General features: G+C 70.9%; 17 protein-coding genes, 1 tRNA gene and 4 pseudogenes. 8 read left to right on the forward strand and 14 right to left on the reverse strand.

Annotated features, from left to right (window positions below; genetic code table 11):
- Window positions 1–20: 20 nt before the first annotated feature.
- The gene (locus tag ACZZ0J_RS10310) at window positions 21–1,745 is read left to right on the forward strand and encodes a sensor histidine kinase (protein ID WP_123671511.1); all 1,725 of its coding nucleotides are present in this window, start codon (window positions 21–23) and stop codon (window positions 1,743–1,745) included.
- Between the two features lie 534 nt (window positions 1,746–2,279).
- Here the strand turns inward: ACZZ0J_RS10310 and groL are convergent.
- The 7 genes and pseudogenes from groL to ACZZ0J_RS10345 form a co-directional block, all read right to left on the reverse strand.
- Window positions 2,280–3,901: pseudogene (gene groL, locus ACZZ0J_RS10315) on the reverse strand (chaperonin GroEL).
- Between the two features lie 260 nt (window positions 3,902–4,161).
- On the reverse strand, window positions 4,162–4,365 hold the full coding sequence (locus ACZZ0J_RS10320) for a cold-shock protein (RefSeq protein WP_111085222.1): 204 nt from the start codon (window positions 4,363–4,365) through the stop codon (window positions 4,162–4,164).
- 181 nt (window positions 4,366–4,546) lie between these two features.
- Window positions 4,547–5,146: a LytR C-terminal domain-containing protein gene (locus tag ACZZ0J_RS10325; protein WP_463436697.1), complete on the reverse strand. Its 600-nt coding sequence runs from the start codon at window positions 5,144–5,146 to the stop codon at window positions 4,547–4,549.
- A complete protein-coding gene (locus ACZZ0J_RS10330) occupies window positions 5,143–5,469 on the reverse strand; it encodes a DUF3263 domain-containing protein (protein ID WP_463436699.1) in 327 nt (108 codons plus the stop codon). Before ACZZ0J_RS10330 ends, ACZZ0J_RS10325 begins: the two co-directional genes overlap by 4 nt.
- 97 nt (window positions 5,470–5,566) lie before the next feature.
- The gene (locus ACZZ0J_RS10335) at window positions 5,567–6,157 is read right to left on the reverse strand and encodes a DUF2332 family protein (protein WP_463436701.1); all 591 of its coding nucleotides are present in this window, start codon (window positions 6,155–6,157) and stop codon (window positions 5,567–5,569) included.
- 64 nt (window positions 6,158–6,221) lie between these two features.
- A pseudogene (locus tag ACZZ0J_RS10340) lies at window positions 6,222–6,644 on the reverse strand (DUF2332 family protein); the annotation flags it as partial.
- Window positions 6,644–7,117 (reverse strand): GNAT family N-acetyltransferase, encoded by a 474-nt coding sequence (locus tag ACZZ0J_RS10345; protein ID WP_194647532.1) that lies wholly within the window; start codon window positions 7,115–7,117, stop codon window positions 6,644–6,646. The pseudogene ACZZ0J_RS10340 and the gene ACZZ0J_RS10345, both read right to left, overlap by 1 nt.
- A 65-nt stretch (window positions 7,118–7,182) precedes the next feature.
- On the opposite strand from ACZZ0J_RS10345, the gene msrB reads away from it, so the two are divergent.
- The gene (msrB, locus tag ACZZ0J_RS10350; RefSeq protein WP_123340893.1) at window positions 7,183–7,590 is read left to right on the forward strand and encodes a peptide-methionine (R)-S-oxide reductase MsrB; all 408 of its coding nucleotides are present in this window, start codon (window positions 7,183–7,185) and stop codon (window positions 7,588–7,590) included.
- Between the two features lie 37 nt (window positions 7,591–7,627).
- Window positions 7,628–7,702 (forward strand) — tRNA-Thr (locus ACZZ0J_RS10355).
- A gap of 199 nt (window positions 7,703–7,901) precedes the next feature.
- Here ACZZ0J_RS10355 and ACZZ0J_RS10360 read toward each other — a convergent pair.
- Window positions 7,902–8,932: pseudogene (locus ACZZ0J_RS10360) on the reverse strand (aldo/keto reductase).
- Window positions 8,933–9,013: 81 nt separating this feature from the next.
- Entirely contained in the window at window positions 9,014–9,793 is a 780-nt protein-coding gene (locus ACZZ0J_RS10365; RefSeq protein WP_111085229.1) for an alpha/beta fold hydrolase, read from the reverse strand.
- Between the two features lie 34 nt (window positions 9,794–9,827).
- On the opposite strand from ACZZ0J_RS10365, the gene ACZZ0J_RS10370 reads away from it, so the two are divergent.
- Complete coding sequence (locus tag ACZZ0J_RS10370; protein WP_463436705.1) at window positions 9,828–10,283, forward strand: NAD(P)H-hydrate epimerase; 456 nt, start codon at window positions 9,828–9,830, stop codon at window positions 10,281–10,283.
- Window positions 10,276–10,524, forward strand: coding sequence for an NAD(P)H-hydrate epimerase (locus tag ACZZ0J_RS10375; protein WP_463438174.1), 249 nt, complete (start codon window positions 10,276–10,278; stop codon window positions 10,522–10,524). Before ACZZ0J_RS10370 ends, ACZZ0J_RS10375 begins: the two co-directional genes overlap by 8 nt.
- Before the next feature lie 25 nt (window positions 10,525–10,549).
- Here ACZZ0J_RS10375 and ACZZ0J_RS10380 read toward each other — a convergent pair whose 3' ends face one another.
- Entirely contained in the window at window positions 10,550–11,692 is a 1,143-nt protein-coding gene (locus tag ACZZ0J_RS10380; RefSeq protein ID WP_131921918.1) for a glycerol dehydrogenase, read from the reverse strand.
- 111 nt (window positions 11,693–11,803) lie between these two features.
- On the opposite strand from ACZZ0J_RS10380, the gene ypfJ reads away from it, so the two are divergent.
- A complete protein-coding gene (gene ypfJ, locus ACZZ0J_RS10385) occupies window positions 11,804–12,697 on the forward strand; it encodes a KPN_02809 family neutral zinc metallopeptidase (RefSeq protein ID WP_123936857.1) in 894 nt (297 codons plus the stop codon).
- Here the strand turns inward: ypfJ and ACZZ0J_RS10390 are convergent.
- Entirely contained in the window at window positions 12,672–13,652 is a 981-nt protein-coding gene (locus ACZZ0J_RS10390; protein WP_463436708.1) for a DsbA family protein, read from the reverse strand. The genes ypfJ and ACZZ0J_RS10390 overlap by 26 nt on opposite strands.
- A gap of 264 nt (window positions 13,653–13,916) precedes the next feature.
- Between ACZZ0J_RS10390 and ACZZ0J_RS10395 the strand changes: the two are divergent.
- Both ACZZ0J_RS10395 and ACZZ0J_RS10400 read left to right on the forward strand, forming a co-directional pair.
- Window positions 13,917–15,016, forward strand: a pseudogene (locus ACZZ0J_RS10395) (ABC transporter ATP-binding protein).
- 88 nt (window positions 15,017–15,104) lie between these two features.
- Entirely contained in the window at window positions 15,105–16,415 is a 1,311-nt protein-coding gene (locus tag ACZZ0J_RS10400) for a DUF4032 domain-containing protein (protein ID WP_123671506.1), read from the forward strand.
- A gap of 268 nt (window positions 16,416–16,683) precedes the next feature.
- Here ACZZ0J_RS10400 and rlmB read toward each other — a convergent pair whose 3' ends face one another.
- The 3 genes from rlmB to ispD are packed head-to-tail and all read right to left on the reverse strand — an operon-like array spanning window position 16,684 to window position 20,341.
- Window positions 16,684–17,694, reverse strand: a complete 1,011-nt coding sequence (rlmB, locus tag ACZZ0J_RS10405) for a 23S rRNA (guanosine(2251)-2'-O)-methyltransferase RlmB (protein ID WP_194647526.1) — start codon at window positions 17,692–17,694, stop codon at window positions 16,684–16,686.
- 28 nt (window positions 17,695–17,722) lie between these two features.
- The gene (cysS, locus tag ACZZ0J_RS10410) at window positions 17,723–19,132 is read right to left on the reverse strand and encodes a cysteine--tRNA ligase (protein WP_463436711.1); all 1,410 of its coding nucleotides are present in this window, start codon (window positions 19,130–19,132) and stop codon (window positions 17,723–17,725) included.
- Window positions 19,133–19,150: 18 nt separating this feature from the next.
- Window positions 19,151–20,341 (reverse strand): 2-C-methyl-D-erythritol 4-phosphate cytidylyltransferase, encoded by a 1,191-nt coding sequence (ispD, locus tag ACZZ0J_RS10415; protein ID WP_463436713.1) that lies wholly within the window; start codon window positions 20,339–20,341, stop codon window positions 19,151–19,153.
- Window positions 20,342–20,364 lie beyond the last annotated feature (23 nt).

Raw genomic sequence — 20,364 nt, forward strand, 5'->3', positions numbered from 1 at the left:
CTGTCTATCGTTGGGGCAGCATGCACACGCGAATGAGCCGCTGGTGGGACGGGATCTCCCTGCGCACCAAGATCACCGGGATCACGGTGCTCCTGGTCGCGCTCGGCCTGCTCGTCGCCGGGCTCGGCACGATGACCGTCCTGTCGACGTACCTGATGGCGCAGCTCGACAACAACGTCAAGGGCACCACGGAGCAGCTCGAGGGTCAGAACATCAGCGACGGCGAGCAGTACTGCAAGCTGTCGGTCGTGCTGTCGCAGAGCGCCTACGTGGCCGCGTACGACGCCGACGGCGACCAGATCTGCCAGACGAAGGCATCGAGCCGTCCGGACATCCGCGAACTGGACTTCTCCGCAGCGGCGCAGAACGGCGCGCGCTTCTCGCTCTACGACAGCCAGCACAACCACGAGTGGCGTGCTCAGGTCATCCCGGCGTCACTGCAGAACCAGACGAGCGGTTCCACCGAGACCGGCTTCGTGCTCGTCGCGGTGTCGAGCGCCGACACCGACCAGACCATCGCCCGGTTCACCGTCATCTTCCTGGGCTTCGGCATCTCGGTGATCCTGCTCGGCGCCATGCTCACGCGGCTGCTCGTCACCGCCACGTTCGACCCGTTGCGCGACGTCGAGGACACCGCTGCACGCTTCGCCGCCGGGGACTTCAACCAGCGCCTCGAGGCCGACACCCCGAACACCGAGGTCGGGCGCCTGAACCGCTCCCTGAACGTCATGCTCGAGCGCATCGACACCGCGTTCGAGGACCGTCAGCGCACCATCGACCAGATGCGCCGGTTCGTCGGCGACGCCTCGCACGAACTCCGCACCCCGCTGGTGTCCCTGCGCGGGTACGCCGAGCTCTACCGGATGGGCGCCCTGCGCAAGGAAGAAGACGTCGCCCAGGCGATGGAACGCATCGAGAAAGAGGCGAAGCGGATGGGCCTGCTCGTGCAGGACCTGCTCCAGCTCGCCCGCATCGACGAGTCCAAGCCGCTCGAGCTCGGCCCGGTCGACCTCGTCGCGATCGCCCGCGACTCGGCGCTCGACACCATGGCCTCCAACCCGGACCGCGAGATCCAGGTCCTGGTCGAGGACGCCATGACGGGCGAGAGCGTGCCCCAGGCCGTACGCCCGCCCGCATCGTCGTCCTCGCTCTCGTCGGGGTCGTCGGACTCGTCGGGTTCCTTGTCCGACACGGGCGAGGTCCCCCCGGCATCGCCCACGTCGGCGAACACCACGGGTCCCATCGCGTTCTCGCGGCAGACGATCGCGCGGCTGCGTGCTCGGCGGACCCGGGCGATGGACATCGAGGCCGGTGCCGCCCCCACCGACGAGACGACGCCACTGCCGACGGTCGTCATGCCCCAGCGTCCCCCGATCGTCCTGGCGGAGGAGAACAAGATCCGCCAGATCGTCACGAACCTGATGGGCAACGCCATGCGGTTCACCGAGCACGACGACCCGATCGAGATCGGCGTCGGGGTGGACGACGACCGCGGCATGGCCCACATCGACGTCATCGACCACGGTGAGGGGATCCCGGCGCAGCTGCGCGACAAGATCTTCCAGCGGTTCTGGCGTGCCGACACCTCGCGCGCGCGGGACACCGGCGGCTCGGGCCTCGGGCTCGCCATCGTGTCGGGCATCGTCGCGGCGCACCACGGCTCGGTCGAGGTCTTCGACACCGAGGGCGGCGGCGCGACCTTCCGCGTCTGGCTGCCGCTGCTGCCGCGCGACTACGCCGCCTGACGCGGGCGCGCGCGGCGCGTCCGTCCGTCCCGCCCGTCGCGCCCGTCCGCGCGCCCGTCCGCGCGCCCGTCCGCGCGTCCGCTCGTCTCGCCCGAGGTTCCAAAATCTCGGCATCTCGCGCCACATCGCGCCCGGGTTCGGAACCTCGGCGTCCCGCACACGGCGAGTCGTGGAACCTCGACGGGGCAGGTCGACCGGGTAGCCGCCCCGGACGGAGCCGCGTCCCAACGATCCGCGAGGGCGTTCCTCGACCAGAGCCGCGCGATACCCTCGCCCCGGCCGGAGCATCGCGCACGAGACGCCGGGCCTCGGCCACGCTCGGACGTCACTGCGGAGAAGGACGCTGGATGGGCCTCCAGTCCGACCCGACTGGATCGGTGAGGTTCCACAACATGCCGCACGTTGACCGCCGGGGTTCCAGACCTCGACGAACGGGGCGCCGAGATGCCGAGATTTCGGAACCTCGGAGGACGCCCGCCCCCCGCGCGGAAGGGCCCCGCACGCGCAGCGTGCGGGGCCCTCGAACAGGACTGCTTAGAAGTCCATGCCACCCGTCGGGTCGCCGGCCGGAGCGGCCGCGGCGCGCTCGGGCTTGTCGGCGACGACGACCTCGGTCGTCAGGAACAGACCAGCGATCGACGCAGCGTTCTGCAGCGCCGAGCGCGTGACCTTGGCCGGGTCGATGATGCCCGCGGCGATGAGGTCGACGTACTCGCCGGTCGCGGCGTTGAGGCCCCAACCTGCTTCGAGCTCGCGGACCTTGGCGGCCACGACACCCGGCTCGAGACCGGCGTTCAGCGCGATCTGCTTGAGCGGTGCGTCGATCGCGACGCGGACGATGTTCGCACCGGTCGCCTCGTCACCCTCGAGGGTGAGTGCGTCGAGCGCGACCTTGCCGGCCTGGATGAGGGCGACGCCACCACCGGCGACGATGCCCTCTTCGACGGCAGCCTTCGCGTTGCGGACGGCGTCCTCGATGCGGTGCTTGCGCTCCTTGAGCTCGACCTCGGTCGCGGCACCCGCCTTGATGACGGCGACGCCACCGGCGAGCTTCGCGAGGCGCTCCTGGAGCTTCTCGCGGTCGTAGTCGGAGTCGGTCGCGTCGATCTCGGCGCGGATCTGACGGACACGGCCGGCGATCTGCTCGGCGTCGCCAGCACCCTCGACGATCGTGGTCTCGTCCTTGGTGATGACGACCTTGCGGGCACGACCGAGCAGGTCGAGCGTCGCGTTCTCGAGCTTGAGGCCGACCTCTTCGGAGATGACCTGGCCACCGGTCAGGATCGCGATGTCCTGCAGCATGGCCTTACGGCGGTCTCCGAAGCCCGGGGCCTTGACGGCGACGGACTTGAAGATGCCGCGGATCTTGTTCACGACGAGCGTGGCCAGGGCCTCGCCGTCGACGTCCTCGGCGATGATCAGGAGCTGCTTGCCCGCCTGGATCACCTTGTCGACGACCGGCAGGAGGTCCTTGATGTTCGAGATCTTCGAGTTGACGATCAGGATGTAGGCGTCCTCGAAGACGGCTTCCTGACGCTCGGGGTCGGTGACGAAGTACTGCGACAGGTAGCCCTTGTCGAAGCGCATGCCCTCGGTCAGCTCGAGCTCGGTGCCGAAGGTGTTCGACTCCTCGACGGTGACGACGCCTTCCTTGCCGACCTTGTCGATGGCCTCGGCGATGAGCGCGCCGATGGTCGGGTCTGCAGCCGAGATCGACGCGGTCGCGGCGATCTGGTCCTTGGTCTCGATGTCCTTCGCGTTGGCGAGGAGCTGGTCGGAGACGGCGGAGACGGCCTTCTCGATGCCGCGCTTGAGCGACACGGGGTCGGCGCCTGCGGCGACGTTGCGGAGGCCCTCGCGGACGAGTGCCTGGGCGAGGACGGTCGCGGTGGTCGTACCGTCACCGGCGACGTCGTCGGTCTTCTTGGCGACCTCCTTGACGAGCTCCGCACCGATCTTCTCGTACGGGTCGTCGAGCTCGATCTCCTTGGCGATGGAGACACCGTCGTTCGTGATCGTGGGGCGCCCCACTTCTTCTCGAGGACGACGTTGCGGCCGCGCGGGCCGAGCGTCACCTTCACGGCGTCGGCCAGCTGGTTCAGGCCGCGCTCGAGGCCACGGCGGGCCTCCTCGTCGAAAGCAATGATCTTAGCCATGTGAGTTCTCGTCCCTCCCGGACGTCGTGGGGTCGTGCTGGCACTCAACGTGAGCGAGTGCCAACGCCGATTCTGGCACTCGCCCGGTGCGAGTGCAACACGATCGGGAGGCTCGTCACGTCTTCCCAGGACACGCCCCGCCAACAGCGCACCCCGACCACCGCCGCGGACCGCCCGCCACGCACGTCGTGCAGCGCGGGCCGCGCACGACGAACGCGCCGCCTCGACGGGACGGCGCGTTCGCGATGAGTGTCGTGCGTTCAGGCCGGTCGGACTGCCTCCGCCTGCGGGCCCTTCGACCCGGTGCCGACGTCGAACACCACTGCTTGGCCCTCCTCGAGGACCTTGTAACCCGACATGTCGATGGCCGAGTAGTGCACGAACACGTCCTGGCCTCCTCCATCGACGGTGATGAAGCCGAAGCCCTTTTCAGCGTTGAACCACTTCACGGTTCCGTTGGCCATGATCTCTTGCTCCCTGGTACTGCTGTGCGAACGACGTGTTCGCCGTCTGCAAGGGACTCTGCTCGAAGCGCGCCGATCAGGCAAGAGGTGTGACGTTGTTTCACGTCGATTCCGTCAGAAATCAACGTGCCCGAAACACGACCGTCACAAATGCGGGCGGAGAGCGCCCGCGGAATGCGGATCAGCCGGTGTAGTCGGCTCCGAGCACGACGCTCACGTCGGCGTTCGGGAACGCCGCCGACTGCTGCACGGCGGTGACCCCGAGCTGCTTCGCGATGCCCTGCGCGACCGCCGCCTGTGCGGCCTGCTGGTAGTACACGACCGTCGAGGTCGACCCGGTCGTGCCGGCGTCCCCGGTCGAGGCGACTCCCCATCCGGCACCGGTCAGCGCCGCGCTGGCCCGAGCAGCGAGGCCGGAGGTGGTCGTGCCGTTCAGGACGACGACGGTGGTCGCCCTGCTGGGCCGGTGTCGCAGCGGCAGCGCCGGAGCCGCCAGCGCCGGTTCCGGCCGACGAGGACGGGGAGGCCGACGCGGACGGCTTCGCGGTCGCCGACGACGTCGCCGACGCCGATCCCGAGGGCGAGTCCGACCCGCTGAACGAGTAGCTGCCGTTGAGCAGCGCGAGGGCGAGCACGCCGATGCCGACGAGCACACCGGTGGCGAGTGCCGCCCAGGCGAACGCGATCCAGCCACGGCCGCGGCGCTGGGCACCGCGGTGTGCGCCGACCCGGGGGCCGTCGGCGACGTCGTCGAACCGGTCACGGGGAATCTGGTGCTCATCGTTCCTCTTCACGTCCTTCGGGAGCAGCACCGGGCGCGACGAAGCTGCGCGTCGCCCGGGCGCTGGTGCGCGCGTGCCGGAGCCGCTGCAGCCGGGTGACGAGCTGCGGGTCGTACGCGAGTGCCGCGGGCGAGTCGATGACGCGGTTCAGCACCTGGTAGTAGCGCGCCGCCGACATCTCGAACTCGACCCGGATCTCCGCTTCCTTCGTGCGGTCGTGCCGTGCCCGGTCGTGCTCGAACGACAGCACACGCTGCGCGAGCTCGCTGAGCTGGTCAGCGCGGTGCTGGTCAGCGCGGTGCTCGTCGGTGGGGCTGGTCACGGCGGTTCCGATCACGTATCGGGGAACGGGTCTCGCACATCGTAGGGGCCGAGCGCATCCGGACCCTGGCACGGCGCTGGACTGTCGCGAAGACCGGTCACAGGTTCGGGTCGCGGAACCAGCGCACGCGGGTGCCGAACGGGTCCGAGACGGCGACCGCGGTGCCGTCCATCGAGGCCGTGGCGAAGGCGTCCGGATCCGCCGGGTCGACGTCGTCGGGCAGCGTCGCCGCCACACCGCGCAGGATCCCGGTGCGTTCGAGCGCGATCCAGTGCACACCGCGTTCGCGGACGCGGTCCACGAACCGCTGGCGCTCGGCACCCGGCACGTAGACCAGGGTGCCGGTGGTCAGCACGACCGGCTCCACGTCGTCAGGCAGGGCGTCCAGTGCACGGTCGAGGTCACCCGGCAGCGTGCCCCGGATCCGCACGGGAGGCACGGCGAGCGTCGCGCGCGCCGCCTCGCGCATCAGGGTGATCCGGTCCGTCGCCTCGGGCGGGACGGCCTCCACCAACCGGTCGAACGCGCCGGGTGCGGCGAGGTCGATCGGGTTCGGGTCGAGGGCGATCCGCGCGCCGATCCGGATCGGCCTGCTCGCCGGAGCCGGAAGGACCCCGGAGACGTCCGCGACGAGACGGACCGCGGGCTCGCCGACCGCCGTGTGCATCCGGACGAGCTCGGCGCGCACCCCGCCATGGTCGTCGCGCCCCGAGGAGTCGGGGCGCGACGACAGCACCGGGCGCGTTCCGCCGGCACCCGGACTCCGACGTCCGGTGGTCGAGCGTCACCCGGTCCGGGATCGCGCACAGCGACGCCGCCGCGCCGGCGTCGACGAGGCCGAGCGGCCGCGAGGCCCGCTCGGCGAGCGCCGCGAACAGCGGGACGACGGGACCGAGCCGCCGCGGGTCGTTGGCCTGCACCGTGGCGGAGGCGAGCGCTGCGACCAGGGCGGGGCGGGCCTCCCGACCGATCGCGCGCAGCGCACCGGGGTCCGACGGGTCCGCACCCAGCCGCCGCGCGACCGCGAAGAAGAGTTCCGGCTGCCGCTGCTGCTCGGCGGCCTCGTCGAGGAGTGCGACCAACGCAGGGTCGAGCGACCGCGCCCAGGCGGCGTAGGACGGGGACACGGCCTCGATGCGGTCGGCGTAGGCGGCGTAGCGGCCGAGGGTGTCCATCAGCGCCCCGGGCGGTGCATGCCGACGTGCCGGATGCCGGCTTCGTCGTAGGGCGCCCCGAACCGGACGAAGCCGTGGCGTTCGTAGAGCGCGGCGACGTACTCCTGGGCGTGCAGGACGACGGGTTCGTGCCCGTGGGCCGCGAGCACGGCGGCGACGAGCCGACCGGCGATGCCCTGCCCGCGGTGGTCGGGGTGCGTCGCGACCCGGCCGATCACCCAGGACGGCGGCGGTGCGTCGGCCGGGTGTTCCTCGTCGGCAGCCGGTCGGATCAGGCGCAGGTACCCAACCGCTCCGGTGTCCGTACCGAACCACCAGTGCTCGGTCTCGGGCTCGCGGTCACGGCCGTCGAAGTCCTCGGCCGTCACCCGTTGTTCGAGTGCGAAGACGCGGTTCCGGAGCACCACGATGCCGTACAGTTCGTCCGTCGTCAGACGGGTCCAGCGGGCGTGGTGCACGGAATGCTCGGACATCGTCGCGAGTTTACTGAAGTGGTCGGGAGTGCCCGGAAGAACCCGACCGGAAGCAGGAGGAAACAATGGCATACAACGTCGACAAGTCCGACGCCCAGTGGCGCGAGGACCTCTCCCCGGACCAGTACGCCGTCCTGCGTCAGGCGGGGACCGAACGGCCGTGGACCGGTGAGCTCCTCGACGAGGAGCGTGCCGGTGTCTACACCTGTGCGGCCTGCGGCGCGGAGCTGTTCAAGAGCGGCACGAAGTTCGACTCCGGCTGCGGCTGGCCGTCGTTCTACGAGTCGGTGAACCCCGACGCCGTGCAGCTGATCGACGACAAGTCGCTCGGCATGGTGCGCACCGAGGTCCGTTGCGCGAACTGCGGTTCGCACCTGGGCCACGTGTTCCCCGACGGCTTCGGCACCCCCACCGGCGACCGGTACTGCATGAACTCGATCTCGCTGAACTTCGCGGAGAAGCCGGCCGAGTGAGACCCCGACGCCCTCACCGGTAAGATGAGCGGCGTCAGCCGGCATGGCGCAATTGGTAGCGCACCGTACTTGTAATACGGGGTTGCGGGTTCAAGTCCCGCTGCCGGCCCCAGAGCCGCCGTCAGGCGGAACGATGCCCCGGGTGATCACTCACCCGGGGCATCGGCGCGTGTGGAACACGGATCAGGGAGTGTTCCGGGCGCTGGACGCGGTAACCAGCCGGTCGTGCGACGAGGATGACACCTCACCGAACCGTGCGTCCACACCCGGACCCCACATCAGCGCGAATCCGCACGAACGTGCACGGATCTTCAGCGTCCGCCCGTGATCTTGCGCTCTCGCTGGGCGACGCCCGCGGTGCCGTACGGGTAGTCGTCGATGCGCGGGGCGCTGGCGTCGGTGAGCTGCGTGAGCTCCGCGTCGGTCAGCACGAGGTCAGCTGCACCGAGGTTGTCCTCGAGCTGGGACACGGTCCGGGCGCCGAGGATCACGCTCGTCACCGCCGGCCGGGCGAGCAGCCAGGCGAGGGCGACCTGCGACCGCGAGGCGCTGTGCGCTTCGGCGACCGCGGACACCGCGTCGAGGACGGCCCAGGTGCGCTCGTCACCGTTCCGCGCCTCCCAAGCCTCCATGCCGCGCGACGGGTTCTCGCCGAGGCGGGTGGAGCCGGTGGGGGCTTCGTCGCGCTGGTACTTGCCGGACAGCCAGCCGCCGGCCAGGGTGACCAGGGCAGCAGGCCGATCCCGGCGTCGAGGCTGGCGGGCACGATCTCGTGCTCGATGTCGCGGACGAGCAGGTTGTACTGCGGCTGCAGGGTGACCGGCGGCGCCCACCCGTGCGCCTTCGCCTCGTACACGGCCTTCGTGATCTGGTACCCGAGGTAGTTCGAGAACCCGTACGAGCCGATCTTGCCGGCGGACACCGCGTCGTCGAGGAACCGGAGCGTCTCCTCGATCGGCGTCAGGGCGTCCCAGGCGTGCATCTGGTACAGGTCGATGTGGTCGACGCCGAGGCGCTCGAGCGAGGCGTCGAGGGCGACCTGGAGGTGCCGGCGCGACAGGCCGACGTCGTTCGGGCCGTCGCCCTGCGGGAAGCGGCCCTTGGTGGCGAGCACGACCTGCTGCGCCTCGGTGGGGTGTGCCGCGAGCCAGCGGCCGATGATCCGCTCGGACTCGTTGCCCGAGTAGACGTCGGCCGTGTCGATCAGGGTGCCGCCGGCCGCGACGAACGTGTCGATGATGGTGTGGGAGGTGGGTTCGTCGGCTTCGCTGCCGAACGTCATGGTGCCGAGGGTCAGCGTCGACACCGATGTCCCGCTGTTGCCGAGGAGTCTGTAGTCCATGGCGGGGACGGTACGCGCGGTCTCCGGCGACAGCGAGGACCCACGAGTACCCCTCAGCGCGGGGCGGACAACGCGCCGCGGTCAGGAACGCAAGAACGCCAGCGCGGCTTCGCGGAACGCCCGCGACGTCGGCGCGTTGAAGTGGTTGCGCCCCGGGATCTCGAAGAACGACGCGTCCGGGGCCGCCTGCGCCAATCGCACGGCACTGTCGCGGATGCCGTCCTCGCTGCCGGCCGCCATCAGGATCGGCTGCGCGGGGGCGTTGTCGGGCGTCGGCTCGATGCTGTTCCGCATCCCCTCGACCATCGCCACGAGCGCCGCGAGGTCGTTCCCCTCGACGTTCCCCGCCATGGTCAGGTAGCCGTTGGTCACGCGGTCCTCGATCGGTGTGCCGTCCGCCAGGTACGCCTTCGCCTGGTCGACCCGCACGCGGCGCATCGGGTCGGCGTCGGGGATCCCGCCGAACACCGCGCGGGTGATGCGGTCCGGCAGCCGCTCGGCGGTGTGCCAGCCGACGCGGGCGCCGAGCGAGTACCCGAGGAACGCCACCTCGTCGAGCAGGTACGTGTCGATGACGGTCGTGACGTCCGCGACGAGCAGGTCCATCGAGTAGGCACCGGGGTCGCGCGGCTTCGCGCTCGCGCCGTGCCCGCGCTGGTCGAACGCCAGCACGCGGTACCCGGCGCGGACGAGGTCGCGGGTCCAGCCGGAGGCGTGCCAGTTCAGCACCGCACCAGAGGCGAACCCGTGCACCGCGACGACCGCAGGGGCGTCGGGATCGCCGAAGTCGTAGGTCGCGATCCGGAGGCCGTCGGGCGACATCACGATGCGGGGACGGGGCGCTTCGGGGACGAGTGACATGTCCCCTCCAGGGTAGCGGGGCACTGTGGTCGCCATGGACGGCTACGGCGGTGACCAGATCCGGGCGGCAGAGCGGCCGCACCTCGACGCGGGTGAGCCCCTCATGCAACGAGCGGCCGACGGGCTGGCCCGCATCGTCGGCGACCTGCTCGACGATCCGGCCGTCCGGCCGGGCGACGGACCAGGGTCCGTCCTGCTGCTGGTGGGCAGCGGCGACAACGGTGGCGACGCCCTGTTCGCGGGCGCGCGGCTGGCGGCGGCCGGGAGGCACGTGGCGGTCCTGCGCGTCGGCTCACGCGTGCACGAGGCTGGCCTGGCAGCGGCGCTGGACGCCGGGGCGCGCCTCCTTGATGATCCTGCCGGACCCGAGGCTGCGGTGACGGACGCGGCACTCGACGCCGACCTGGTGCTCGACGCGATCCTCGGAATCGGGGTGCAGGGCCTGCGGCCCTCCGCTCCCCGCCCGCGAGGTCGTCGACGCCATCCGTGAACTCGCCCGCGACCAGCGCGCACCGTTCGTCGTCGCCGTCGACGTGCCGAGCGGAATCGACGTCGACACCGGCGGGATCGCGGACGACCACGTCCTGCACGCCGACGTCACGGTCACGTTCGGCGGGGTGAAGGCCGGGTTGCTGACGGGGCCGGCCGCCACCCTCGCGGGACGGATCGAGCTGGTGGACGTCGGGATCGGTGCGGACCTGGCGACGATGGAGCCGCTGGTCCGCACCTGACCCCGATCCGCAGCGCAGCCGTCCCTCAGTGGTGCTGGTACAGGACCGGCTCCGGCAGGCCGTGCTCGGCGCGGATGCTCCGCGCGATGCCCTCGACGGCGATGAGCGCGTCCACCACGAGCTCCGGCGTGACCGGGAACGGCATGTTGTGGATGGTCTCGCCCTCGACGGTCGCGGCCTCGGCCACGGCGCGGAGCTCCGTCGTGTCGTCGACGGTCAGGCCGATCTCGGTCAGGGTGTTCGGCAGGCCGACCTTGGTGGTGAAGACGACGAAGTCCTCGATCTCCTCGGCCGGTGCACCCTCGAGCACGAGCTGCGCGATCGTGCCGATGTTGACCTTCTGCCCGTGCGCCAGACCGTGCGCCTGCGGAGCGGCGGTCAGTCCGTTGTGGATCGCGTGCGCTGCCGCCAGTCCGCCGGACTCGAACCCGAGGCCCGACAGCAGGGTGTTCGCCTCGACGACCTTCTCGAGGGCGGGCGTCACGACCTTGGCCTTCACGGCCTCGATGGCCTGCAGGGCGTTCTCGTGCAGCAGCTTCCAGGACAGCTCGGCGAGCGCGACACCGGTCTCGGTCTGCAACCCGCCGGCCATGGTGTCGGCGTTCGCACGCTTGGCGGCACGGGCCTCGACCCAGGTGGCCAGGGCGTCGCCGATGCCCGCGACCAGGAACTGGACGGGAGCGTTCGCGACGAGCTTCGTGTCGATGAGGACGAGGTCGGGGTTGTGCGGGAAGAACCGGTACTCGATGAACTCCCCTTCCTCGGAGTAGATCACCGCGAGCGCCGAGGTCGGGGCGTCGGTGCTCGCCGCTGTCGGGACGCTCGCCCAGCGGATGCCGGCCAGGTGTCCGGAGGCCTTGGCCGCGTCGATCGCTGAACCGCCGCCGAGCCCGACGATGACGTCCGCGTCGGTCGACCGGATCTGCTCGACGAGGTCGTCGACCGCCTTCGGAGTGGCGAAGCGACCGAAGCCGACGCGCTCGACCCGCAGGTCGGCCGCCTGGAAGCTCGTCGTCACCGCGGCCTCGACGATGCCCCACACGACGTCGTCGGCGACGATCAGGGGGCGCTTGCCGATGGGGGCGACGAACTCGCCGACGCGGGTGATCGCGTCCTTGCCCTGCACGTAGCGGGCGGGGCTCATCACGGTGCTGATGGGAGTGGCCATGGTGTGGTTCCTTCCGGTTGTACGACACGTGTCGGGGTCGCCGACGTCCCAGACGGTACGCGCGGGGCATGCGTGCGGCGTGCGAGTCCCGTGGGCCGTACATTCGGGGGCATGACGTTCAACGACGATTCGCAGCTCAAGGGCGGCAGGGTGAAGCGCCGGGGTCGGACGGCCGCGGTCGGCGGCGGTGCCGTCGGCGTCACGGCGATCGTCGTCTTCCTGATCGCGCAGTTCACGGGCTTCGACCTCAGCGGGTTCGTCGACGGCGGCAGCGGCACGACGCAGATCCAGCAGCAGGGCGAGACCGTGGACGCCGCGCCGGAGTGCCGCACCGGGCGAGACGCCAACCTGAAGGTCGAGTGCCGGATGGAAGGGGCAGCCGAGTCGCTCGACGGCTACTGGACGGCCGAGGCCCGGAAACTCGGAATCTCGTACACGGCGCCGGACTTCTTCCTGTTCGACGGCTCGACGGACACGTCGTGCGGTCAGGCGTCCGCTGCAACCGGGCCCTTCTACTGCCCGCCGGACCGCGCGATCTACCTCGACACCGCGTTCTACGACGACCTGCAGTCGAAGTACGGGTCGTCGGGCGGGCCGCTCGCGCAGATGTACGTCGTCGCGCACGAGTGGGGCCACCACATCCAGCAGCTGCAGGGTGCCTTCGCGAGCACGGACCGTTCGGGCACCGGGGCGTCGTCCGGCAGTGTCCGCGTCGAGCTGCAGGCCGACTGCTACGCCGGCGCCTGGGTCGGCGACGCGGCGAACACCGAGGACGCGAACGGCGAGACCTTCTTCGAGCCGATCAGCCGGTCCGAGATCGCCGACGCCCTGTCCGCCGCGAGCGCCGTGGGTGACGACAGCATCCAGGAGCGCTCGAGCGGCCGGGTCGACCCGGACTCGTTCACGCACGGCTCGAGTGAGCAGCGCCAGAAGTGGTTCGTCCGCGGCTACCAGCAGGGCGCGACGAGCTGCGACACGTTCAGCGTCCCCGGGTCGTCGCTGTAGCGATCAGCCCTTCGTCGGCGTGGGCGTCGGTGTCGGCGCTCCGCGTGCGGGACGGCGTCGCGCTCGGCGTGGGGGTCGGGGTGGGCGTCGCCTCGGTGGCACCGGCCGCGGTGACCACGAAGGTGCGGAAGTCGTCGTTCGTGATCGGCGACGTGAGCTCGTACCGCTGCCCGTTGACGAGCACCAGTGGCGTGCCCGGGAAGTCGCTCAGTGTCGACCCGGGGATGTCCCCGCCGGACACAGCGGTGGTCTGCTCGTCGACCCACTTGCTGTAGTCCTGGTCGGCGATGCAGCTCGTGACGGCCCGGCGGTCCTGCAGGCCGGAGACCCCGGTGACGACCTTGGTGAGCTGCGCGTCGGTGAGCCCGGGTGTGCCTTCTTCCGGCTGCTCGGCGAAGAGCGCCTTGTTGACCGCGTAGAACTGGTCCGGCGAGTGCTCGGCGACGCAGGCCGCAGCGTTCGCCGCGCGGAGCGAGTACTTCGTGCCCTGCGAGCGGTTCGACAGGATCGCGACGGGGTGGATGTCGACGGTGGCGGCCCCGGAGTCGACGAGGCTCTCGATGTAGTCGCCGTTGGCCTGCTCGAACTCGCCGCAGGTCGGGCAGAGGTAGTCGACGTACAGCGTGATGCGCACCGTGCCCGCACCGGCCGTGGTCGAGGCGCTCGGCGATGCACTGCTCGACGCGGTCACGGGCTTGAGCCCCTCGCCGAGGGTGATGCCGCCCTGCGACATGGTCGAGGGCCCGGGGCCGGCCGGCTTCACGGAGTCGACCAGGACGAGCGTGACGACGGCGGCCGCTGCGAGCAGGACGACACCGAGTCCGATCTGGAGTCCGAGCCGGGTTCCGCGCTGGCGTCGCTTCTGCTGTGTCCTGTGGCGCTGCGCTCGCTGTCGGGCGGCTTCGCGGCGCTCGTTCCGCGCGGCGCGGGCGTCACCCTCGGGGCGGTTGGTCATCGGTGCGTCGTCCTCCTGATCGGCGTCCGCACGACCTACCCCCGCTCGGCGGACGGACCCGGCGAGTGTAGTGGGCCGCTCTGGGAACCACCCAACCACGCTCTGGGAACCGACCGGCCAGGTGGAAAACACTGGCGCACCCGCGAGAACTCGTGTTGTATGAACCTCGATGGTCGACGACGACCATCCGGGGCCCTCGCGGGCTGACCGCTTCACTCGGATCGTCCGGCACGTACCTGCCGGTGAAGAAAGGACCGAACGCTCATGGCGTCCGTCACCTATGACAAGGCAACCCGTCTCTACCCCGGAGGCAACCGTCCCGCGGTCGACTCCCTCGACCTGGACGTCGCCGACGGCGAGTTCCTCGTCCTCGTCGGCCCCTCGGGTTGCGGCAAGTCCACCTCGCTCCGCATGCTGGCCGGCCTCGAAGAGGTCAACTCCGGTCAGATCCGCATCGGCGACCGCGACGTCACGGACGTCCCGCCGAAGGACCGCGACATCGCGATGGTGTTCCAGAACTACGCGCTGTACCCGCACATGACCGTCGCCGAGAACATGGGCTTCGCGCTCAAGATCGCCGGTGTCGGCAAGGACGAGCGCGCCACCCGCGTGCAGGAGGCCGCCAAGCTCCTCGACCTCGAGGACTACCTCGGCCGCAAGCCGAAGGCGCTCTCCGGTGGTCAGCGTCAGCGCGTCGCGATGGGCCGTGCGATCGTCCGTCAGCCGCAGGTGTTCCTCATGGACGAGCCGCTGTCGAACCTCGACGCCAAGCTCCGCGTCCAGACCCGTACGCAGATCGCGTCGCTCCAGCGTCGTCTCGGCGTCACCACGGTCTACGTCACGCACGACCAGACCGAGGCACTGACCATGGGTGACCGCATCGCGGTGCTCAAGGACGGCATCCTGCAGCAGGTCGGCACGCCGCGCGACCTGTACGAGAAGCCGAACAACGTCTTCGTCGCGGGCTTCATCGGCTCGCCGGCGATGAACCTGCTGCCGGCCGACGTCGTCGAGGGCGGCATCAAGTTCGGCACGCTCAACCACGCGATCGACCGCGACACGCTCTCCAACGCGCGTTCCGCCCAGATCACCGTGGGCATCCGCCCCGAGGACGTCGTCGTGGCGCAGTCGGGCGAGGGCCTGCCGGTCACGGTCGACGTGGTCGAGGAACTCGGCGCCGACGGCTACCTCTACGGTCACGCCGACGTCAAGGGCACGCGCGTCGACATCGTCGCCCGCGTGGACGGCCGTTCGCACCCGTCGATCGGTGACACCATCGTGGTGACGCCGAAGTCGGCCACGTGCACGCCTTCGACACCGAGTCGGGCGAGCGCCTGGACGACAAGGCCGTCGTCAGCGCGTAACCGAAGCGCACTCCCCGAGAGCCCGCGCCGCCTCACAAGGGCGGGTCGCGGGCTCTCGGCTGTCCCCCACGACACCGAAGGATCCACCGTGCCCGACTCGATGTCCATCACCGCAGCCACCGTCGACCCCGGCCTGCTCGACCTGCCGTGGGACCTGCCGCTGGCGGACTGGCCGGACGAGACCATCGTGGCCCTGCCGAAGGGCATCTCGCGGCACCTCGTGCGCTTCGTGCACCTGAGCGGGTACGTCGCCGCCGTGAAGGAGACCGGCGAGGAGATCGCGCGCTCCGAGTACGAGATGCTCCGCACGCTGCAGCGCATGGACGTGCCGTGCGTCGACCCCGTCGCCGTCATCACGGGTCGGGTCGACGCGGACGGCGAGCAGCTGCACCCCGTGCTCGTGACGCGGCACCTGCGCTTCTCGCTGCCGTACCGCGCGCTGTACTCGCAGACCCTGCGCCCGGAGACCGCGACCCGTCTCGTCGACGCCCTCGCGCTGCTGCTCGTCCGGCTGCACGTCATCGGCTTCTACTGGGGCGACGTGTCGCTCTCGAACACGCTCTTCCGTCGCGACGCGGGCTCGTTCGCCGCGTACCTGGTCGATGCCGAGACCGGCAAGCTCTACCCCGGTGGTCTGTCGAACGGGCAGCGCGAGAACGACCTCGAGGTCGCGCGCGTGAACATCGCCGGCGAGCTCCTCGACCTCGAGGCGGGCGGCCGGCTCGACGAGAACGCCGACCCCGTCGACGTCTCCAACCGGATCGTGGCGCAGTACCGGACGCTCTGGACCGAGCTCACGGGCACCGAGCAGTTCGACATCAAGGAACGCTGGCGCATCAACGACCGCGTCGAGCGGCTCAACGAGCTCGGCTTCGACATCGAGGAGCTCTCGATCCACACGACCGAGGGCGGTTCGCAGGTGCGGATCCAGCCGAAGGTCGTCGACGCCGGTCACCACCAGCGACGGCTGCTGCGGCTGACCGGCCTGGACGCCGGCGAGAACCAGGCCCGACGCCTGCTCAACGACCTCGACTCGTACCGGGCACGCAACGGCCGCGACGAACTCGACGAGGAGATGGTGGCGCACGAGTGGGTCTCGCGGGTCTTCGAACCCGTGGTCCGCTCGATCCCCCGTGACCTGCGCGGTCGCCTCGAGCCCGCCGAGGTCTTCCACGAACTGCTCGAGCACCGCTGGTTCATGTCACAGGAAGAGGAGCGGTCGGTCTCGCTGCCCGAGGCCACCACGGCGTACATCAACGACGTGCTGCGCCACCGCCGCGACGAGCGCCTGCTCATCAACCCGCCGACGTCGTCGATGACGCTGCCGATCCCCGTGGTCGACGACGCGGACCCCGCGGACGACGACGCCGACGTCCAGGACTGGCGCACCACCGTCTGACCCGCCCGCGCACGCGCCCGCGCCCGCGCGCCCGTCCCGGGCCGTTCCGCCGAGGTTCCGAAATCCGGAACCTCGGCGCGCAAGACGGCCGTCTGTGGAACCTCGGAACAACGCACGCGGCGAGTCGTGGAACCTCGACACGACGCACGCGGCGCGTCGCGGAACCCCACGGACGCACAGGAGGCCCGGTGCCGGTCTCGCGGACCGGCACCGGGCCTCCAGGCAGTGCCGTCGACGGCCCGCAGCGGCCGGGCGGACGTCGGTGCGGCTACTCGGCGCGACGGCGCCGGGCGACCTCCCACAGGGTGACGCTCGCGGCGATGCCGGCGTTGAGGGACTCGGTCGCGCTCGAGATCGGGATCGACACGATCGCATCGCAGGTCTCGGTGACCAGGCGCGACAGGCCCTTGCCCTCGGAACCGACGACGATCACGATCGGGCGGTCGGCGAGCGCGAGGCCGTCGAGCTCCACGTCGCCGTCGCCGTCCAGACCGAGGACGAACAGGCCCATCGACTTGAGGGACTTCAGCGTCTGGGTGAGGTTCGGGGCCATCGCGACGGGCGTGCGGGCCGCGGCGCCGGCCGAGGTCTTCCACGCCGACGCGGTGACGCCGACCGAGCGACGCTGCGGCACGATGACGCCGTGTCCGCCGAACGCGGCGGTCGATCGGATGATCGCACCGAGGTTGCGCGGATCGGTGATGCCGTCGAGCGCGACGAGCAGCGGGACCTGGTCGCGCGAGAAGGCCTGCTCGACGATGTCCTCGGACACGGCGTACTCGTACGCCGGCACCTTGAGCGCGACGCCCTGGTGCACGCTGTCGTGGCCGGTGATGCGGTCGAGCTCGGGGCGCATGAGCTCGATGATCGGCACGCTGCGGTGGTTCGCGAGCGTCAGGATCTCCTTGACGCGGTCGTCGACCTCGATGCGCGAGGCGATGTAGAGCGTCGTCGACGGGGTCTTCGTGCGCAGCGCCTCGAGCACGGAGTTGCGTCCGGTCACGAGCTCGGAGTCATCGGTCTTCCGGGCCGGCGGGCGACCGGTGCGGCCCTGCGGGCTGCTCGAGGAACCGTGACGGCCCTTGGCTGCCTCGAAGCGGTCCTTCGCTGCCTTGCGCTTGCCGGCGGGGTGGTACGGCCGGTCCTCGGCCTTCGGGGTCGGCTTGCGACCCTCGAGCGCCTGGGCACCCTGACCACCGGAACCGACCTGCTTGTTGCCCTTGCGACCGGTGCGGACGGCGCCGGGCCGACCCTTCTTGCTTCCCGAGACGTTCTTCATGCGTAGCTCCTGTTCGGCACTGCCGTGTTCAGGCGATGCTCCAGCGTGTTCCGGACGGCGTGTCCTCGATCGTGATGCCCGCGGCGGCGAGGTCGTCGCGCACGCGGTCGGCCGCAGCGAAGTCCCGTGCTGCCCTGGCGTCCGCGCGCTCCTGCACGAGGCGTTCGACGAGAGCGGCGAGCGGGCCTGCCGAGGTGTCCTGACCGCCCCCCGACCAGTGGGCGGCTCGCGGGTCGATGCCGAGGACCTCTACCATGGCGGCCACCTGATGGTACGCGACCCCGAGCGTTTCCGCATCGTCGGCGTCCAGGGCGGCATTGCCGGTGCGCACGGTCTCGTGCAGGACGGCCAGCGCCTGGGGCACCGCGAGGTCGTCGTCCATCGCGGCGGCGAAGGCGTCCGGCACGGTGGGGGCATCGGCGAGGTGCACGCCTTCGAGCCGCACCTCGGCCCGCTGCAGGAACCCGTCGATGCGGTCGTACGCGGCCTCGGCCTCGGCCAACGAGCCGTCGTGGTGGTCGATCGAGGAGCGGTAGTGCGCAGCGCCGAGGAAGTACCGCACCACGGCCGGACGGGCAGCGGCGAGGAAGTCGGCGGCGAAGATCGAGTTGCCGAGCGACTTCGACATCTTCTGGCCCTCGACCGTGACGAGCCCGTTGTGCAACCAGTACGACGCGAACGGGTCGCCCGCGGCGGTGGACTGCGCGAGCTCGTTCTCGTGGTGCGGGAACCGCAGGTCGAGTCCGCCGCCGTGGATGTCGAACGCCGGACCGAGGTACCGCCGCGACATGGCGGAGCACTCGATGTGCCAGCCCGGACGACCGGGACCCCACGGGGAGTCCCACGACGCGGTCGACGGCTCGCCGGGCTTCGCACCCTTCCAGAGCGCGAAGTCGCGGGCGTCGCGCTTGCCACGGGGGTCGGCGTCGGCGGCTTCGACCATGTCCTCGCGGCGCTGCCGGGTCAGGGCACCGTAGGACGGCCAGCTGCCGGTGTCGAAGTAGACGTCGCCCGACTCGTCGGCGGCGACGTACGCGTGACCGAGGTCGATGAGCTTCGTGATGATGTCGTGCATCTGCGGCACGCTCGCGGTTGCCCGCGGCTCGTAGGTCGGGGGCAGGATGCCGAGGGCGTTGTACGCGGCGGTGAACTCGAGCTCGACGCGGTAGGCGCGGGCGAACCACGCTTCGTCGGTGCCGGCGGCCAGGTCGAGCACCTTGTCGTCGATGTCGGTGACGTTCCGCACGAGGGTGACGCGCAGACCGCGGTACGTCAGCCAGCGGCGCCAGATGTCGTAGACCAGGGCCGAGCGCAGGTGCCCGATGTGCGGCGACGACTGCACCGTCGGACCGCAGACGTAGACGCTGACCTGTCCGTCGACCAGGGGGACGAGGTCGACGACGGCTGCGGCGCGGGAGTCGTAGAGGCGAACGGTCACGATCCCAAGCCTAGGACGTCAGACCGGTCGGGTGACGGCCGTGGCGATCGCGGCGAGCCCCTCGCCCCGGCCGGTGAAGCCGAGGCCGTCGGTCGTGGTGCCGGACACCGCGACGGGGGCGCCGACGACGGCGGACAGGGCGTCCTGCATCTCGGCGCGACGGGCCTCGATGCGCGGCCGGTTCCCGATGACCTGCACCGTGACCGACACGGGGACGAGGCCGGCGTCGGCGAGCAGCCCGACGGCTCCGCGGATGAAGACGTCCCCCGCGGCACCGGCGTAGGCGGGGTCGGCGGTGCCGAACGTCCCACCGATGTCACCGAGGCCACCCGCAGAGAGCAGGGCGTCGCACACCGCGTGTGCCACGGCGTCACCGTCACTGTGCCCCGAGAGGCCGGGTTCGCCGGGGAAGTCGAGCAGGCCGACGCGGCACGGCGACTCGACGTCGAACGCGTGCACGTCGACCCCGAGCCCGAGCCGGACCGCCGAGGCATCCGGGACACCCGAGGCCGTCGCGCGTGACCGGACGATCGACTCTGCTCGTCCGAGGTCCCACGGCGTCGTGATCTTGAAGGCATCGGCGTCGCCCGGGACGAAGCGCACCGTTCCACCGGCCGCCTGGAACACGCCCGCGTCGTCGGTCTCGGACTGCGTCGACACCGCGTACGCCCGTTGGAGTGCGTCGAGCGGGAAGCCCTGCGGCGTCTGGACCCCGACGAGCGCGGACCGGTCGACGGTCTCGACGACCACGTCGCCGGACACCCGCTTGACCGTGTCGGTGACGGGCAGCGCGGGGACGACGCCGTCATCAGTGCCGGTCGCGACCGAACCCTCGACCGCGTCGAACACCCGGTCGAACTGCGCAGCCGGCGTGAGGCACCGCGCCGCGTCGTGCACCAGCACCGCGGTGACAGAGTCCGGCAGCACGCCAAGGCCGGCCTGGACCGAGCCGTGGCGATCCGTGCCTCCGGCGACGACCGCCGTGTACGCGACCGCAGCGCCGGCGACCGAGGCGACCACCTGACGGCAGTCCTCGAGCAGCGCCGACGGCGCGACCACGACGACCAGCGTCGGGGACGACAGCGTGAACAGCGGCTCGAGCGCCCGCGCGAGCATGAGCTGGCCCGCGACGGGCACGAACGCCTTCGCGGTGCCGATGCCGAGCCGGGTTCCGGACCCGGCTGCAACGACGACGACCGCCCGGTCCACCCCTTCGGGGAACCGTGCGGTCG

The sequence above is a fragment of the Curtobacterium sp. AC272 genome (genome assembly GCF_979258155.1).

Coding starts and splice junctions, on each gene's coding strand:
- ACZZ0J_RS10345 (WP_194647532.1), bottom strand. CDS start 7,117: ATGTCCGAGCATTCCGTGCACCACGCCCGCTGGACCCGTCTGACGACG.
- ACZZ0J_RS10370 (WP_463436705.1), top strand. CDS start 9,828: ATGGACGGCTACGGCGGTGACCAGATCCGGGCGGCAGAGCGGCCGCAC.
- msrB (WP_123340893.1), top strand. CDS start 7,183: ATGGCATACAACGTCGACAAGTCCGACGCCCAGTGGCGCGAGGACCTC.
- ACZZ0J_RS10365 (WP_111085229.1), bottom strand. CDS start 9,793: ATGTCACTCGTCCCCGAAGCGCCCCGTCCCCGCATCGTGATGTCGCCC.
- ypfJ (WP_123936857.1), top strand. CDS start 11,804: ATGACGTTCAACGACGATTCGCAGCTCAAGGGCGGCAGGGTGAAGCGC.
- ACZZ0J_RS10380 (WP_131921918.1), bottom strand. CDS start 11,692: ATGGCCACTCCCATCAGCACCGTGATGAGCCCCGCCCGCTACGTGCAG.
- rlmB (WP_194647526.1), bottom strand. CDS start 17,694: ATGAAGAACGTCTCGGGAAGCAAGAAGGGTCGGCCCGGCGCCGTCCGC.
- ACZZ0J_RS10320 (WP_111085222.1), bottom strand. CDS start 4,365: ATGGCCAACGGAACCGTGAAGTGGTTCAACGCTGAAAAGGGCTTCGGC.
- ACZZ0J_RS10310 (WP_123671511.1), top strand. CDS start 21: ATGCACACGCGAATGAGCCGCTGGTGGGACGGGATCTCCCTGCGCACC.
- ACZZ0J_RS10325 (WP_463436697.1), bottom strand. CDS start 5,146: ATGAGCACCAGATTCCCCGTGACCGGTTCGACGACGTCGCCGACGGCC.
- ACZZ0J_RS10390 (WP_463436708.1), bottom strand. CDS start 13,652: ATGACCAACCGCCCCGAGGGTGACGCCCGCGCCGCGCGGAACGAGCGC.